Below are 14,008 nucleotides of genomic sequence, written 5' to 3'. Positions count from 1 at the left end.
CCCGCACCACCGGGGACACGCCCGCCGCTCACCCCTTCACTCTGTGGTGGAGGCCGAACCTCGTTGTGTAGGTTGACAAACCTATGCGTGGGAACAGGATCTTCGTGGCGCTCGGCGCGGTCGCGTTGTCGGTCTGCGGCTGTGCGGACGCGGGTCCGCAGACACTGGCGCCGCCGCCGCAGATTCCGAAGATCACCCCGCCCACGACCCCGTCGCGGGTTCCGCTGATGGTGGACCGGCCGTTGCCCGACGACTGCGAGCTCGTCGTGTCGGCCGACGTCATGAACGCGACCCTCGGGCAGGAGATGCCCGGTGAGCCCCGGATCATCATCGGCATCAAGGAACCCGGGATCGGCAAGACCGGCAAGGTCGACTGCTACTACGGCATCCCCGAGAAGAGGGGCCTGACCGAGGCGAAGATCGTCATCGGGTTGTCGACCTACGTCGACGACACCACGGCCAAGACCCGTCTCGCCGAGAGCGTCGAAGCCGAGCGCGCCGAGGGGGCGAAGATCACCGAGGTCGACGTCGGCAAGCAGAAGGGGACGATGATCGAGGGCAAGGACGAGCAGCTGCTGATCGGCGCGCTCGGCAAGTCGACCTTCGTCGTCCGCAACCGCAACAACTTCGTGCCCGCCGACCGGCTCGCCGCGGTCCTGCCCGCACTCGCCCAGCAGGCGATGACGCCGCCCGTCTAACCTGGCCTGCATGCTCAGGGTGGGGTTGACCGGCGGGATCGGGTCCGGGAAGTCGACTGTCGCGAAGCTCCTGGTGGAGCGCGGTGCCGTGCTCGTCGACGCCGACAAGCTCGCGCGCGAGGTGCTGGAGCCCGGCACCGAGGGGCTCGCCGAGGTCGTGCAGGCCTTCGGGGGCGACGTCCTGAACGCGGACGGCACGCTGGACCGGGCGGCGCTGGCCGCCAAGGCGTTCGCGAGCGAGGAAGCCCGGCAGATGCTCAACGGGATCACGCACCCCCGCATTGGCGCGCTCACCGGGCAGCGGATGGCCGAGGCGCCGCAGGACGCGGTCGTCGTGCACGACATCCCGCTGCTGGTGGAACGGGACATGGCGGCGTTCTACCACCTGGTGGTCGTGGTGCACGCGGACGCCGGCACCCGGTTGGAACGCCTGGTCGGCAGCCGGGGGATGGACCGGCGCGACGCCGAGAACCGGATCGCCGCGCAGGCCACCGAAGAGCAGCGGCGGGCCGTCGCGGACGTGTGGCTCGACAACGGCGGCGAGATCCCGGACGTCACGGCGCTGTGGGACCGGCTCGTGGCCTTCGAGAAGAACGTGCGGACGCAGACCTACGCCTCCGGGGCACCTGTCGTCGTGCCCTATGACGAGACCTGGCCCGCTCAGGCGCAGCGGATCGCCCGGCGGATCAGCCTGGCCGCCGGTGGGCGGCACGTGGAGCACATCGGGTCGACGTCGGTGCCGGGACTCGCGGCCAAGGACGTGCTCGACTTCCAGCTCGCCGTGGAGGACATGACCGCCGCCGACTCGCTGCGGGAGGCGTTGGGGCAGGCCGGTTTCCCGTACGCGGGGCCGCTCGTGGACACGCCGCGCGGCGAGGGGGAGTGGGACAAGAGGCTGCACGCCGGCGCGGATCCCGGCCGGCGGGTGCACCTGCACCTGCGCGTCGAGGGCGCCGCGAACTGGCGGTGGGCGGTCGACTTCCGCGACTGGCTGCGGCACGACACCGCGGCGCGCGACGAGTACGCGGCGCTCAAGCTGGAGCTGGCCGGGCGGTTCGCGGCCGAGACCGACGGGTTCGCCTACAGCGAGGCGAAGGAGCCGTGGATGGTGGCGGCCGCAGCGCGTGTCGAGGCCTACAGGGGCGGCCAGGCGTCGTAGATGCCGTGCCAGGTCAGCCACGAGGTCAGGTTGTGGTTGACGTTGCTCAGCTCTTCGAGGGCGCGGTGGACGGTGCGCAGCGCCTGGTCGGCGTCACCGGGGCGCAGCACGCGGCCCGCGACGGCCGCGGCGAACTCCTCGGTGCGCACGATGCGGGGCGTCGAGCCGCCGGGGATCGCCAGGCCCAGCAACAGGTCCGTGGTGCGCCAGTGGCGGTTGTCGCACTCCACCCGCACCGCGGACAGGATGCTCGGGCCGCTGCGGGAGTGGCGTGAGCGGCCGCGGTAGGTCGTGAGGCGCAGCCCCAGGTCCGGCATCAGCCAGGTGACCTCGGCGTCGGAGAAAGGATCTTCCGGGGTGGGTTGCTCGATTCGCAGGCCCCAGCGCTCGACATCACACGAATCGAGTGTCTGTGTTCCGCCGGACGAATACACGCGGACACCGGACCAGGTGTCGACGACATCGACCAGCTGAGGTGTAGTGACCGCTCCCACCGCGCCGAGGGTAGTCACACAAACGCTCCGAGTAACACGCTGGACTGATTTGTTACGTCACGTTCAGGTGACGACTACACTCCGTGTATCAACGCCAGGTCGTGGGGCAACCCGAATAGGCGAGCCAGCGCACCACATCGTGACCGTGCGCTGAAATTCCGGACACCGCCGAGTAGGTGGATTCCAACGCCCATTGCGCGCGCTCCGGCGAAAGCAGTTCCTGCTGCACCGCGGCGATCAACTCGTCGGTGTCGAGAACCGTCACGCTGCGACCCGTCCGGACGAGCAGGTCGAGGTAGAGGTCCGTCGTCTTCCAGACGCTGCCGATCGCGTTGATCTCCACGACGTCGACGTAGAAGTCGAAGTCGAGCTCGTGGCCGCGGTGCCACGACTGGCGCGTCACCCGCAGGTTGAGCTTCGGCAGGAACCAGCTCTCGAAGTGGCTGATCTTCGGATGTCCCGCGAGCGGGCGGAACATGTAGAGGCCAGTCGGGGTGAGCCGGTACTCGTCGACGCTGCGCAGCAGTCCCTTGGGATCGGTGTTGCTCTTGGCGTCCAGGTCGAAGTACTCGATCTTCGGCGGATGGATGTGTGCCACGTCCGCGATACTGCCATCGCGGAGGCGTCCGGCCACTTAGGATTCCGCGCATGTTCGGGATCATCCGCCCCTGCCGCAACAGGATGGGCGCTGAGCTGCGGTCCGCGTGGCTCGCCCACCTCTGCGGGATGTGCCTGTCGCTGCGCGACGAGCACGGGCACCTCTCGCGCCTGGTCACCAACTACGACGGGCTGATGATCTCGGCGGCCGTGGAGGCGCAGTCCGAGGTCTCGCGGCGCACGGCGGGCCCGTGCGCGTTGCGCGGCATGAAGTCCGCGGACGTGGCCATCGGGTCCGGGGCGCGGCTGGCGGCGTCGGTGTCGCTGGTGCTGGCGTCGTTGAAGATCCACGACCACGTGGACGACGGCGACGGACTCGCCGGGCGGATGGGCTGGGCGGGGCGCAAGGTGGCGCAGCGCTGGGCCTCCAAGGGCCTCGGCACCGCCTCCGACCTGGGGTTCGACGCGTCGGTGATGGTCGACTCGGTGCGCCGGCAGCCCCTCGTCGAGGCTGCGGCGGGCCTCGGCAGCTCGGTGCTGGTGGTGACGGAACCGACGGAGACCGCGACGGGGTTCGCGGTGGCGCAGACGGCCCTTCTCGCGGGCCGGCCCGGCAACGCGGAGCCGTTGCGCGAGGTCGGGCGGCTGTTCGGGCGGGTGGCGCACCTGATCGACGCCGTGGAGGACCTGGAGGAGGACCGTGCGGCGGGGGCCTGGAACCCGCTGCTGGCCACCGGGACGTCGGTCGAGGAGGCCCACCGGCTGTGCCTGGACGCCCTGACCGGCATCAGGCTCGCGCTGGGGGACGTCGAGTTCACCGACTCGCGGCTCGTGCACAAGCTGCTGGTGCACGAGCTGGAGGAGTCGGTGGTCCGGGCCTTCGGCCGCCGCAAGCACCGCGACCCCCACAAGCCCACGTGGTCGGATCCGGGCAGCGGCCTGTGGGCGTACCCGAGGCTCAACCGGCAGCCGCAGCCGCGCGGGTGCTTCGCCGGGTGCGGCGCCTTCCTGTACGAGTGCGGCACCTGCCAGTTCTGCTGCCGCGACCCGTTCCCCGGCCCGTGGAGTGACAAGCGGCGCGACGGGTGCGACGGCGACTGCGGCCCGAACTGCGACTGCAACGACTGCGACTGTTGCTGCTGCCCGTGCGACTAGGGCTGTCTCCGGGGGCCTGACCAGGCACGATCTGAAATTGTCAGACCCCCGGCGTAACGTCTTCCCCGTGGCTTTCGCAACCGAACTCCCGTCAGAGGAGAGCACCGTCAAGGCGCACTCCGAGCACCGTCCCGTCGGCGACATCGTGCGCACCGACGGGCAGTTCAGCGTCGTCAGCGAGTACCAGCCGGCGGGCGACCAGCCGGCGGCCATCGCGGAGCTGGAACGCCGGGTGCGCTCGGGCGAGCGCGACGTCGTGCTGCTGGGCGCCACCGGTACGGGCAAGTCGGCCACCACGGCGTGGCTGGTCGAGAAGCTGCAGCGCCCCACACTCGTCATGGCGCCGAACAAGACGCTGGCCGCGCAGCTCGCGAACGAGCTGAGGGAGCTCTTCCCGCACAACGCGGTCGAGTACTTCGTCAGCTACTACGACTACTACCAGCCCGAGGCGTACATCCCGCAGACGGACACCTACATCGAGAAGGACTCCTCGATCAACGAGGACGTGGAGCGCCTGCGCCACTCGGCCACCATGTCGCTGCTGACCCGGCGCGACGTCATCGTGGTCGCCTCGGTCTCGTGCATCTACGGCCTGGGCACGCCGCAGTCCTACCTCGACCGCTCCATCCCGCTGGAGACAGGTGTGGAGGTCGACCGCGACGCGTTCCTGCGGCTGCTGGTCGACGTCCAGTACACCCGCAACGACATGTCGTTCACCCGCGGCTCGTTCCGCGTGCGCGGCGACACGGTCGAGATCATCCCGTCCTACGAGGAGCTCGCGATCCGCGTCGAGTTCTTCGGCGACGAGATCGACAAGCTCTACTACCTCCACCCGCTGACGGGCGACGTGGTGCGCGAGGTGAAGGACCTCCGCATCTTCCCGGCCACGCACTACGTGGCGGGCCCGGAGCGCATGGAGCGCGCGATCCGCGACATCGAGGCCGAGCTCGAGACGACGCTCGCCCAGATGGAGCGCCAGGGCAAGCTGCTCGAGGCCCAGCGGCTGCGCATGCGCACGTCCTACGACATCGAGATGATGCGCCAGGTCGGCTTCTGCAACGGCATCGAGAACTACTCGCGCCACATCGACGGCCGCGGCGCCGGCACCGCCCCCGCCACGCTGCTCGACTACTTCCCGGACGACTTCCTGATGGTGATCGACGAGTCGCACGTGACGGTCCCGCAGATCGGCGGCATGTACGAGGGCGACGCGTCCCGCAAGCGCAACCTGGTGGAGCACGGCTTCCGCCTCCCGTCCGCCCTGGACAACCGCCCGCTCACGTGGGAGGAGTTCGCCGACCGCATCGGCCAGGTCGTGTACCTGTCCGCCACGCCCGGCCCGTACGAGATGGGCCAGGCCGGCGGCGAGTTCGTCGAGCAGGTCATCCGCCCCACCGGCCTGATCGACCCCGAGGTGGTCGTGAAGCCGACCGAGGGCCAGATCGACGACCTGGTCCACTCGATCCGCGAACGGGCCGAGCGCGACGAGCGCGTCCTGGTCACCACGCTCACCAAGAAGATGGCCGAGGACCTCACCGACTACCTGCTGGAGCTGGGCATCCGGGTCCGCTACCTGCACTCCGAGGTCGACACGCTCCGCCGAGTCGAACTGCTCCGCCAGCTCCGCCTCGGCGAGTTCGACGTCCTGATCGGCATCAACCTGCTCCGCGAGGGCCTCGACCTCCCCGAGGTGTCGCTGGTGGCGATCCTCGACGCCGACAAGGAGGGCTTCCTGCGCTCCGGCACGTCCCTGGTCCAGACGATCGGCCGCGCCGCCCGCAACGTGTCCGGCGAGGTCCACATGTACGCGGACAAGGTCACCGACTCGATGCGCCACGCCATCGAGGAGACCAACCGCCGCCGCGAGAAGCAGATGGCGTACAACGCCGAGCGCGGCATCGACCCCCAGCCGCTGCGCAAGAAGATCACCGACATCCTCGAGGCCGTCTACTCCGAGGCCGAGGACGAGGTCCCGGTAGGCGGATCGGGCCGCAACCAGTCGCGCGGCAAGCGCGCCACCGGCGAGGGCGGCCGTTCGTCCGGGGTGGTCGCCTCCGCCGAGCGCGCCGGGATGGCCCGGTCGGAGCTCGCGGACCTGGTGCAGTCGCTGACCGACCAGATGATGAACGCCGCCCGGGACCTGCAGTTCGAGTTGGCGGCGCGGCTGCGGGACGAGGTCCAGGACCTGAAGAAGGAACTCCGCGGGATGGACGCCGCCGGCGTGAAGTAGCGCGCCGCTAGGTGATGGTCGTGCCGGGGCCCCGGTCCCCGGCACAACATCGGCGCGTCGCGCCCGACACCGGGCGCCCGACACCGGGGAGCCGCCGCCCGACACCGGGGAGCCGCGCCCGACACACCGCCTTCGGCGCGCTTGCCGGGCCCAAGGAGCCCGGCAAGCCCAGCCCACCCGCTCACGTCGTGGCTAGGTCGCAGCGTTCGGCACGCGCCCCGGGCTCCACGCGCCAGCGCGGGCCAACCGCCGTGATCACCACCCGCGGGTCCGTCCACCCCGACGCGGTCAGCCGCGCCCGCCGCCATCCACACCTGTCGTGCTCGACGCACCATCTAGGAGCCGCACCGCAGTGTTCGGTACTCGCCCCGGCTCCGCGCGTCGGCGATTCGTCGGCTCGGCTGACAGCTGCACCTGACGACCATGGGTCCGTCCATCCGGAGTGGTCAGCCTCGGCCGTTGCTGTCCGGCCCACACCTTTTGCGCTCGACGCGCCACCTCGGTGCCACGCTGCGGCGTTCGGCACCCGCCCCCGGCTCCCTGCGCCAGTCGTTCGCCGGCGCGGCCGTTCGCTGCAACCCGGCTACTGCGGGTCCGTCCATCCTGGGTGCGGTTAGCCGCGTCCGCGGCTGTCCACACCTGCCGCGCTCGACGCGCCACCTTGGTGCCACGCCCCGGCGTTCGGCACCGGCCCGGCTCCCTGCGCCAGCCGTTCACCAGCGCGGCCGACCGCCGCCAACCCGGCAATCGCGGGTACGTCCACCCCCGGCGCAGCCAGCCAGCACCCACCACCGTCCAGTCCACAACTGTCACTCGACGCGACCCTCGGAGCCCTCGCCGGCACTCGCTCTCGGCTCCGATGGTGTTGCTCTGCGTGTGTCCTTTGTGTCATGTCTCGTTTTGTCTGTCGCTTACGGTGAGTTGGGCGTGTGCACTGAGTAGCGTTTTCGCCCCTACGCCCATGTTTTGCCGCTCGTAAATCCCCCTCTGGGGTGAGATGTTGGCTGACACCTTTCGTCACGGCGCAAGTTGGCCATGATCGCACGGTGGATGTGGACTCCCACCTCGCCGCGGTGGAGCAGGCGCTGATCGCTATGCGGCGCAGTCAGTCACGTCGAGCGCTTGCCGAGCTCGCCGTACCGGCGTTCGACGTGCTGGACGTCGTCGAGAGTGCCGAGCGCGCCGGGGCGCAGGCGACTGTCTCCAGCGTGGCCTCCGCGCTGCACGTCGACCAGCCCCGGGCCAGCAAGCTCGTCACCAGTGCCGTGGACGCCGGGCTCGTGTCGCGGGTCGCGGACAAGGCGGACGGGCGACGGGTGCTGCTCGTGCGCACTCCTCGGGGGCGGGCCACCTCGGCCGAGCTGCACCGGGCGCGGCAGGCCGCCTGTGCCAACGCCATGGCCGATTGGACGGAGGAGGAGCGGGTCGTGTTCGCCGGGTTGCTCGCCCGCTTCGTGTCGGTGTTCGGCGGGCGATAAACCTCTTGTGACACTGGACGAGTTGATCGCCTACTGCGCCGGCAAACCCGGTGCGGAGGAGACGTATCCGTGGGGCGATGCCGAGCTGGTGTGCAAGGTGGGCGGCAAGGCGTTCGCCTTCATCGGGCTCGACGTGCACACCGTCGGGCTCAAGTGCGGGGCCGACGCCGAGGCCGCCGCGCCCTGGCGGGAACGCTTTCCCGGTGACGTGACGATCAGCGGGTACGTCGGGCGGTACGGGTGGAACACGGTGTCCCTCAAGGGTTCCGTGCCGGACGACGACCTGCTGGAGCTCGTCGACTCCTCGTACGAGGCCGTCGTGGCGCGGTTGCCCAAGCGGCGGCGGCCCGTCTAGGAGTCTGCAGGCCGACCAAGCGCGGCGCGCTACTCCGGACAGTGGTTGTCCGCATTGGTCCTTACGGTGGGCCCATGGCAATCGGAATCCAGGTCACGATGGACGCGGCGGACCCCGGCAAGCTGGCGGAGTTCTGGGCTCAGGCGCTCGGGTACGTGGTGCAGCCGCCGCCTCCCGGCTTCGACTCGTGGGAGGACTTCGCGGTCAAGAACGGCACCCCCTTCGAGTCGATCAACGACTACTCGGCGATCATCGACCCCGAGGGGAAGGGGCCTCGGTTCTTCTTCCAGCGCGTGCCGGAGGGCAAGACCGCGAAAAACCGCCTCCACCTCGACGTGAACGCCGGGCTGGAGGCGGTTGACCGGCTCGTCGGCCTCGGGGCGACCAAGGTCCGGGAGTTCGAGGACGCCAAGGGCCACTGGGTCGTGATGCTCGACCCCGAGGGCAACGAGTTCTGCGTGCAGTAGCTAGCTGGTGATGTCCTTCGTCTTGAACTGGCGGGCGGCGAGCAGCGTGAAGATGCCGCCGTAGACGAGCGCGGAGAACGTCCCGCGGGTCATCTCCGACCAGTCGATGTCGGTCGACAGGAGGTCGGCCCACGCCATCGAGTAGTGGGTCGGCAGGTAGTTGCGCAGGTCCCCGAGCGGCTCGATCTGGTCGAGGATCTGCGACACGATCGACACCAGCACCGTGCCGCCGACCGCGCCGAGGGGCGCGTCGGTGGTCACGGACAGGAACAGCGCGAGGCCCGCCACCCAGAACAGGTTGATGGCGATGTAGCAGACGGCGAGCGCCATGCCGAGCACGCCGTCGCCGAACGGGGCCGCCTCGCCGGTCGGGCTCACGACCTCGCCCGCGCCGTACCAGGCCACGCCCACGCCCAGCGCCACCGCGGGGAGCAGGGCGAGGGCGACGAAGCTGAGGATGCCCGACGCGATCGCCTTCTGCCGCAGCAGGCGGTGCCGTGGGATCGGTGCCGCCAGCAGGTACTTGAGGCTCGACCAGGACGCCTCGGACGCGATCGTGTCGCCGAAGAACAGCGCCACGATCATCGGCAGCAGGAAGCTGCCGCTCACGAACAGCGTCAGCACCACGAAGTTGATGCCGCTCGCCGTCGCGAGGTCCACGAAGCCGCCGGAGCGGCGGTTCGGGTCGGACTGGCCGATCTCGAAGCTCAGCGCGAGGATGAACGGCAGCAGCACCAGGAAGGCCAGCACGAGCTGGGTCCTGCGCCTGCGGATCTGCCGTTGCAGCTCGACGCGGATCGGGAGCGTGCGGCGCGCCTTGTAGCCGACCGCGGACCCGTCGGGCGCCACCTCGGTGTGCCGGCTCGCCGCCGCGTCCGTGAGTTCGGTGATCGCGCCGGGGTCGGTGTGGACGTCGTGCTCGTTCACCGGTCCACCTCCTGCCGTGGTGCCTTGGTGCGGTTCGGGTTGGCCGTCAGCACGGTTTTCACCACGGGCGGAACGGCCGCGGACGGCTGCTCGGGCCCGAAATTGTCGGTGCCGGCTGGGATAATTGATGCAAGGGGTCCCCCTTCGCGCGCGGGCGACGTGCGCTCGCTCGCCGGGGGTACCTCTGCTCGGGCGTGGGCTGCCTCGCCCAGGCCCGCGTCGTCCAGCGCCTCGAGTGCCGCCGGGTCCGGGGCGTCCGCCGTGGCGGACGCCGCTGCCATCAGGAAGTCATTCACCGACCAGCTCCAGGAACGCGTCTTCCAGCCTGCGGCGCGGACCCGCCTGGTCCACCGCCACGCCCGCCGCCACCAGGGCGGAGAGCGCGGCGGCGCGCGGGACGCCGTTCATCGACGCGTGCACGGCGTCCTCGTCCTCGTGCACGTCCTGCACGCCTTCGAGGCCCCGCAGGACGTCGGCCGCCTTCGACGGGGAGTCGACGCGGAACGTCGCCTCGCCACCGCCTGCCGCGATGTCGCCCACCTCGCCCGCTGCGACGAGCTGGCCCTTGTGCATCACGACCACGTGCGAACAGGTCTGCTCGACCTCGGCCAGCAGGTGCGACGACACCAGCACCGTGCGGCCGGCCGCCGCGTAGCGGCGCAGGACCTCGCGCATCTGGTGGATCTGGGGCGGGTCGAGACCGTTGGCCGGCTCGTCCAGGATCAGCAGGTCCGGCAGCCCCAGCATCGCCTGGGCGATCGCGAGCCGCTGGCGCATGCCCTGGCTGTAGGTGCGCACGCGGCGGTGCACGGCGTCACCGAGACCGGCGATCTCCAGCGCCTCCTCGACGTGCGCCTCCTCCGGCGGACGGCCGGTCGCCGCCCAGTAGAGCTTGAGGTTCGCGGCGCCGGAGAGGTGCGGCAGGAAACCGGAACCCTCGACGAACGACCCGATGCGCGACAGCACCGGCGCGCCCGGCGTCACCTTGTGGCCGAAGACCCGGATGTGGCCCTCGGACGGGTGGATCAGGCCCATCACCATGCGCAGCGTGGTGGTCTTGCCGGCGCCGTTGGGGCCGAGCAGGCCGAGCACCATCCCGTGCTCCACGCGGAACGACAGGTCCTTCACCGCGGTCAGACCGCCGGGGTAGGACTTCGTCAGGTTCGAGATGACGAGCGGCACGCCCGCGAGGTCCGGGTCCGAGTCGTGCGCCATGCGGCGGCGGAACAGCGCGATGACGCCCGCGCCGATCAGCACCAGCAGCGCGACGACGATGCCCCACAGGGCACCCGCCGGGAAGCCCTCGGTCACGTTGCGGCCGGGCACCACCGGCACCGACAGCTCGTCGGAGGCCAGCGAGATGCGGTACGCGGCGGGCTGCTCGGCGTTCGCGAACGCCTGGTCCGTCGTCGACACGACCAGCGCCAGCTTGTGCTCCGCCTCGACCGGGCGCACCGCGCCGGGCAGCGTCACCGTCACCTCGGCCGCCGAGCCGTCCGGCGGCAGCGCCACGCGGAACGGGGCGACGATCGAGCCCGGCAGCGTGCGGGTGCCGTCCTTGGAGACGTCGTAGAGCTTCGCGAACAGGATCGCCTCGCCCGAGCTCTGGTCACCGCGGGCGACCTTCAGCTTGACCGTCGACGACCCGGTCAGCAGCACCTGCGAGGTCAGCTCCTCCGAGGTGAACACCGCGGCCTGGCCGGGCATGTCGAGCGAGAGCCGCGACGAGATCGCGGACGAGCGCGACAGGGCCGACCCCAGGCCCGGCAGGTTGCTGATCGCCGCCGGGTTGCCGCCCGCCGGGTTCACCGCGACCTGCTCGCGGCCGCTCAGCTTCAGCGTCTTGCGCTCGGTGGGCGAGCCGCCCGCCAGACCGGGGTAGGCCGGTGCGACGACGGTGCGCAGCGAGGGCTGGCCGCTGGAGCGGAACGCGCCCTGCACCGTGTACTCGAAGCCGGTGCCGGGGTCGGTTCCCTTGCCCTGCAGGTGGAACGCCATCCAGTCGGCGATCTCACCGCGCAGCGCGGCGCCGGGGTTGCCGCCGTCGTGGCCGCCGGCGTACCAGACCATCTTCACCGGGCCGCCGGCCGCGGAGATCTGGCGCGCGGTCGCGTCGGACTGGTCGAGGCCGAACAGCGTGTCCGCCTCGCCCTGCACGAGCATCGTCGGCTGCTTGATCTGGTCGGTCACCGCGACCGGGGACGACCTGCGCAGCAGGTCGAGCGTCTGCTGCGAGGCACGACCCGTCGTGGCGACCTCCGTGTAGGCGGCGCACACCTCGGGCGTGAAGCGGCCGCACGCGCCGAGGGACGGCGTCGGCGGCTGCATGCCCTGCGCACCCGAGTTGCCACCCGGCTGCTGCGGGGCCTGCACGGAGTTCTGGCTCGTCTCCCGCTGGCCCTGCTCGGGCGCGTCACCGGTGGGCGACGACAGGTCGATCGACGTCATGCCCGCGGAGAAGAAGATGCCCGCCCACGACCGCTTGAAGACGCCGTCCTCGCCGAACGCCGTGGCCGACGGCGTGCCGTCCGACCGCGGGGTCGCGAGGGCCGAGTTCGGCAGCAGCGCCTGCGCGAGGTCGTTGTAGGTGATGACGGGGACGAGCGTGTCGACGCGCTTGTCGACACCGGCGAGCAGCAGCGACAGCGCGCCGCCGTACGACGCGCCGGTCACGCCCACGCGGGGGTCGCCGCCGCTGTCCTTCTGCACCTCGTCCCGCGTGCCGAGGAAGTCGAGGAGCTTCTGCGCGTCGCGGACCTCGCGGTCGATCGAGTTCAGCGCGATCTGGCCGGTGCTGCGGCCGAAACCGCGCGCGGACCACGTGAGCACGACGAAGCCGCGCCGGGCGAACTCCTCGGCCTGCGTGTGCACGCTGCGGAGACTGCCGCCGAAGCCGTGCGCGAGCATGATCGCGGGCGCGGGCGTCTGCTGGGGGAGGTAGAGGCGGGTCTCGATCGTCACCGTCTGAGCGCTGTCAGGGCTCTCGGGTGCGTCGATGTTCGCTTCTTTGAAGGAAACGGGCGCGGGGTCGTCCCCGGATCGAGTGAAGTACACGCCACCTGCGACCAGGGCGAGTACCACGATCAACGCGGGGATCGTCCACCTGCCGCGAAGGCGGGAGAGGCGGGACACAGCGATGACGATATGCGAGTTTTGCTGAGAACGAGGTGCCGGGACCCGGTCGCGGTCTCAGCATGTGTCGATCTTCAGCCGCGCTTCAGGTGGGGGTGGGCCGGGTTCCGAACGACAGCGCGCGTATTCCCGTCGTCCCAGGTTGCGTGCGTCTGATCACCCCGTGTGGCGCAAACCGGGCATGGTGGAGCACAATCATCCACGCAGCATGGAGGGGAGTACTCCCTAAGCGGCGGTGTCGTCAGTACGGAGCTCGGCGTGGAGCTCCCGGTGCCGTCGGTCGTTCGAGGATCATCTCGGCGGCGGAGGAGACCTCCGGGTTTATTTGGCGTGCGCTGAGAATCCCGGAGGTTGGGTTGTGAACGTCCCCGCATGGATGTGGATCGCGACGATCGGTGGTCTGCTCGTTCTGCTCGCTGTGGACCTCGTGATCGTCGATCGAAAGCCCCATGAGGTGACGATCGGTGAAGCCGCGCGCTGGGTTGTCTTCTACGTCGCGATGGCCGCTCTCTTCGGTCTCGGCATCTGGTACTTCTCCGGCGGGCAGTACGCCACGGAGTTCTTCGCGGGGTACATCACCGAGTACTCGCTGAGCGTCGACAACCTGTTCATCTTCTTGATCATCATGACGACGTTCAAGGTGCCGGCGATCCACCAGCACAAGGTGCTGCTGATCGGCATCCTGATCGCACTCGTCATGCGCGGCATCTTCATCGCCGCCGGCGCGGCCCTCATCAGCCAGTTCAGCTGGGTCTTCTTCATCTTCGGCGCGTTCCTCATCTACACCGGCTGGCAGCTGGCGAGGGAGAACCACGACGAGGAGGAGGAGTTCAAGGAGAACCTGATGCTCCGCATGGTGCGCAAGGTCTTCCCGGTGACCAACGACTTCCACGACGCCAAGTCGTTCATCAAGATCGACGGCAAGCGCTACGTGACCCCGATGTTCATCGTGATGGTCGCGATCGGCTCCACCGACCTGCTCTTCGCGCTCGACTCGATCCCGGCGATCTTCGGCCTCACCAAGGAGCCGTTCCTGGTGTTCACGGCCAACGCGTTCGCGCTGATGGGCCTGCGCCAGCTGTACTTCCTGCTCGGCGGCCTGCTGGAGAAGCTGGTCTACCTCTCCATCGGCCTGGCGGTGATCCTCGGCTTCATCGGCGTGAAGCTGATCCTGGAGGCGCTGCACACCAACAACCTGCCGTTCCTCAACGGCGGCGAGCCGTTCCACGTGCCGACCATCGGCATCGAGGTCTCGCTGTCGGTCATCATCGGCGTGCTGGCCATCACGACGGTCGCGAGCCTGCTCAAGGTGAAGC

13 protein-coding genes are annotated in these 14,008 nt (G+C 69.9%); 8 read left to right on the top strand and 5 right to left on the bottom strand.

Annotation, left to right across the window (positions count from 1 at the left end):
• Positions 1-83 precede the first annotated feature (83 nt).
• Both ACFWGZ_RS31710 and coaE read left to right on the top strand, forming a co-directional pair.
• Complete coding sequence (locus tag ACFWGZ_RS31710) at positions 84-698, top strand: hypothetical protein (protein WP_382455264.1); 615 nt, start codon at positions 84-86, stop codon at positions 696-698.
• A gap of 10 nt (positions 699-708) precedes the next feature.
• Positions 709-1,857 carry a dephospho-CoA kinase gene (gene coaE, locus ACFWGZ_RS31705; protein ID WP_382455263.1) on the top strand — a complete coding sequence of 383 codons (1,149 nt, stop codon included), beginning with the start codon at positions 709-711 and terminating at the stop codon, positions 1,855-1,857.
• On the opposite strand, the gene ACFWGZ_RS31700 is transcribed toward coaE, so the two are convergent.
• Complete coding sequence (locus ACFWGZ_RS31700; RefSeq protein ID WP_382455262.1) at positions 1,833-2,174, bottom strand: hypothetical protein; 342 nt, start codon at positions 2,172-2,174, stop codon at positions 1,833-1,835. The two genes, coaE and ACFWGZ_RS31700, sit on opposite strands and share 25 nt — an antisense overlap.
• Before the next feature lie 265 nt (positions 2,175-2,439).
• Positions 2,440-2,949, bottom strand: a complete 510-nt coding sequence (locus ACFWGZ_RS31695) for a DUF402 domain-containing protein (RefSeq protein WP_382455261.1) — start codon at positions 2,947-2,949, stop codon at positions 2,440-2,442.
• Positions 2,950-2,999: 50 nt separating this feature from the next.
• On the opposite strand from ACFWGZ_RS31695, the gene ACFWGZ_RS31690 reads away from it, so the two are divergent.
• The 5 genes from ACFWGZ_RS31690 to ACFWGZ_RS31670 all read left to right on the top strand — a co-directional run bounded on the left by ACFWGZ_RS31690 (position 3,000) and on the right by ACFWGZ_RS31670 (position 8,633).
• Positions 3,000-4,103, top strand: a complete 1,104-nt coding sequence (locus ACFWGZ_RS31690; RefSeq protein ID WP_382455260.1) for a DUF5685 family protein — start codon at positions 3,000-3,002, stop codon at positions 4,101-4,103.
• Between the two features lie 67 nt (positions 4,104-4,170).
• On the top strand, positions 4,171-6,333 hold the full coding sequence (gene uvrB / locus ACFWGZ_RS31685) for an excinuclease ABC subunit UvrB (protein WP_382455259.1): 2,163 nt from the start codon (positions 4,171-4,173) through the stop codon (positions 6,331-6,333).
• Positions 6,334-7,379: 1,046 nt separating this feature from the next.
• A complete protein-coding gene (locus ACFWGZ_RS31680) occupies positions 7,380-7,811 on the top strand; it encodes a MarR family winged helix-turn-helix transcriptional regulator (protein WP_382455258.1) in 432 nt (143 codons plus the stop codon).
• A 7-nt stretch (positions 7,812-7,818) separates the two neighbouring features.
• On the top strand, positions 7,819-8,166 hold the full coding sequence (locus ACFWGZ_RS31675; protein WP_382455257.1) for an MmcQ/YjbR family DNA-binding protein: 348 nt from the start codon (positions 7,819-7,821) through the stop codon (positions 8,164-8,166).
• Positions 8,167-8,240: 74 nt separating this feature from the next.
• Complete coding sequence (locus ACFWGZ_RS31670) at positions 8,241-8,633, top strand: VOC family protein (protein WP_382455256.1); 393 nt, start codon at positions 8,241-8,243, stop codon at positions 8,631-8,633.
• On the opposite strand, the gene ACFWGZ_RS31665 is transcribed toward ACFWGZ_RS31670, so the two are convergent.
• Genes ACFWGZ_RS31665 through ACFWGZ_RS31655 form a run of 3 tightly spaced genes read right to left on the bottom strand, consistent with a single transcriptional unit; the run spans position 8,634 to position 12,692 of the window.
• Complete coding sequence (locus ACFWGZ_RS31665) at positions 8,634-9,560, bottom strand: ABC transporter permease (protein WP_382455255.1); 927 nt, start codon at positions 9,558-9,560, stop codon at positions 8,634-8,636. It abuts the gene before it with no gap.
• Complete coding sequence (locus tag ACFWGZ_RS31660; protein ID WP_382455254.1) at positions 9,557-9,856, bottom strand: hypothetical protein; 300 nt, start codon at positions 9,854-9,856, stop codon at positions 9,557-9,559. Before ACFWGZ_RS31660 ends, ACFWGZ_RS31665 begins: the two co-directional genes overlap by 4 nt.
• Positions 9,849-12,692: an alpha/beta fold hydrolase gene (locus ACFWGZ_RS31655; protein WP_382455253.1), complete on the bottom strand. Its 2,844-nt coding sequence runs from the start codon at positions 12,690-12,692 to the stop codon at positions 9,849-9,851. Before ACFWGZ_RS31655 ends, ACFWGZ_RS31660 begins: the two co-directional genes overlap by 8 nt.
• 358 nt (positions 12,693-13,050) lie before the next feature.
• Here ACFWGZ_RS31655 and ACFWGZ_RS31650 point away from each other — a divergent pair.
• On the top strand, positions 13,051-14,008 hold a 958-nt coding region (locus ACFWGZ_RS31650; RefSeq protein WP_382455252.1), incomplete at its 3' end, for a TerC family protein.

The organism is Lentzea sp. NPDC060358, from assembly GCF_042725365.1.
Lineage (GTDB): Bacteria > Actinomycetota > Actinomycetes > Mycobacteriales > Pseudonocardiaceae > Lentzea.
This window is presented reverse-complemented; position numbering and strand designations above follow the sequence as displayed.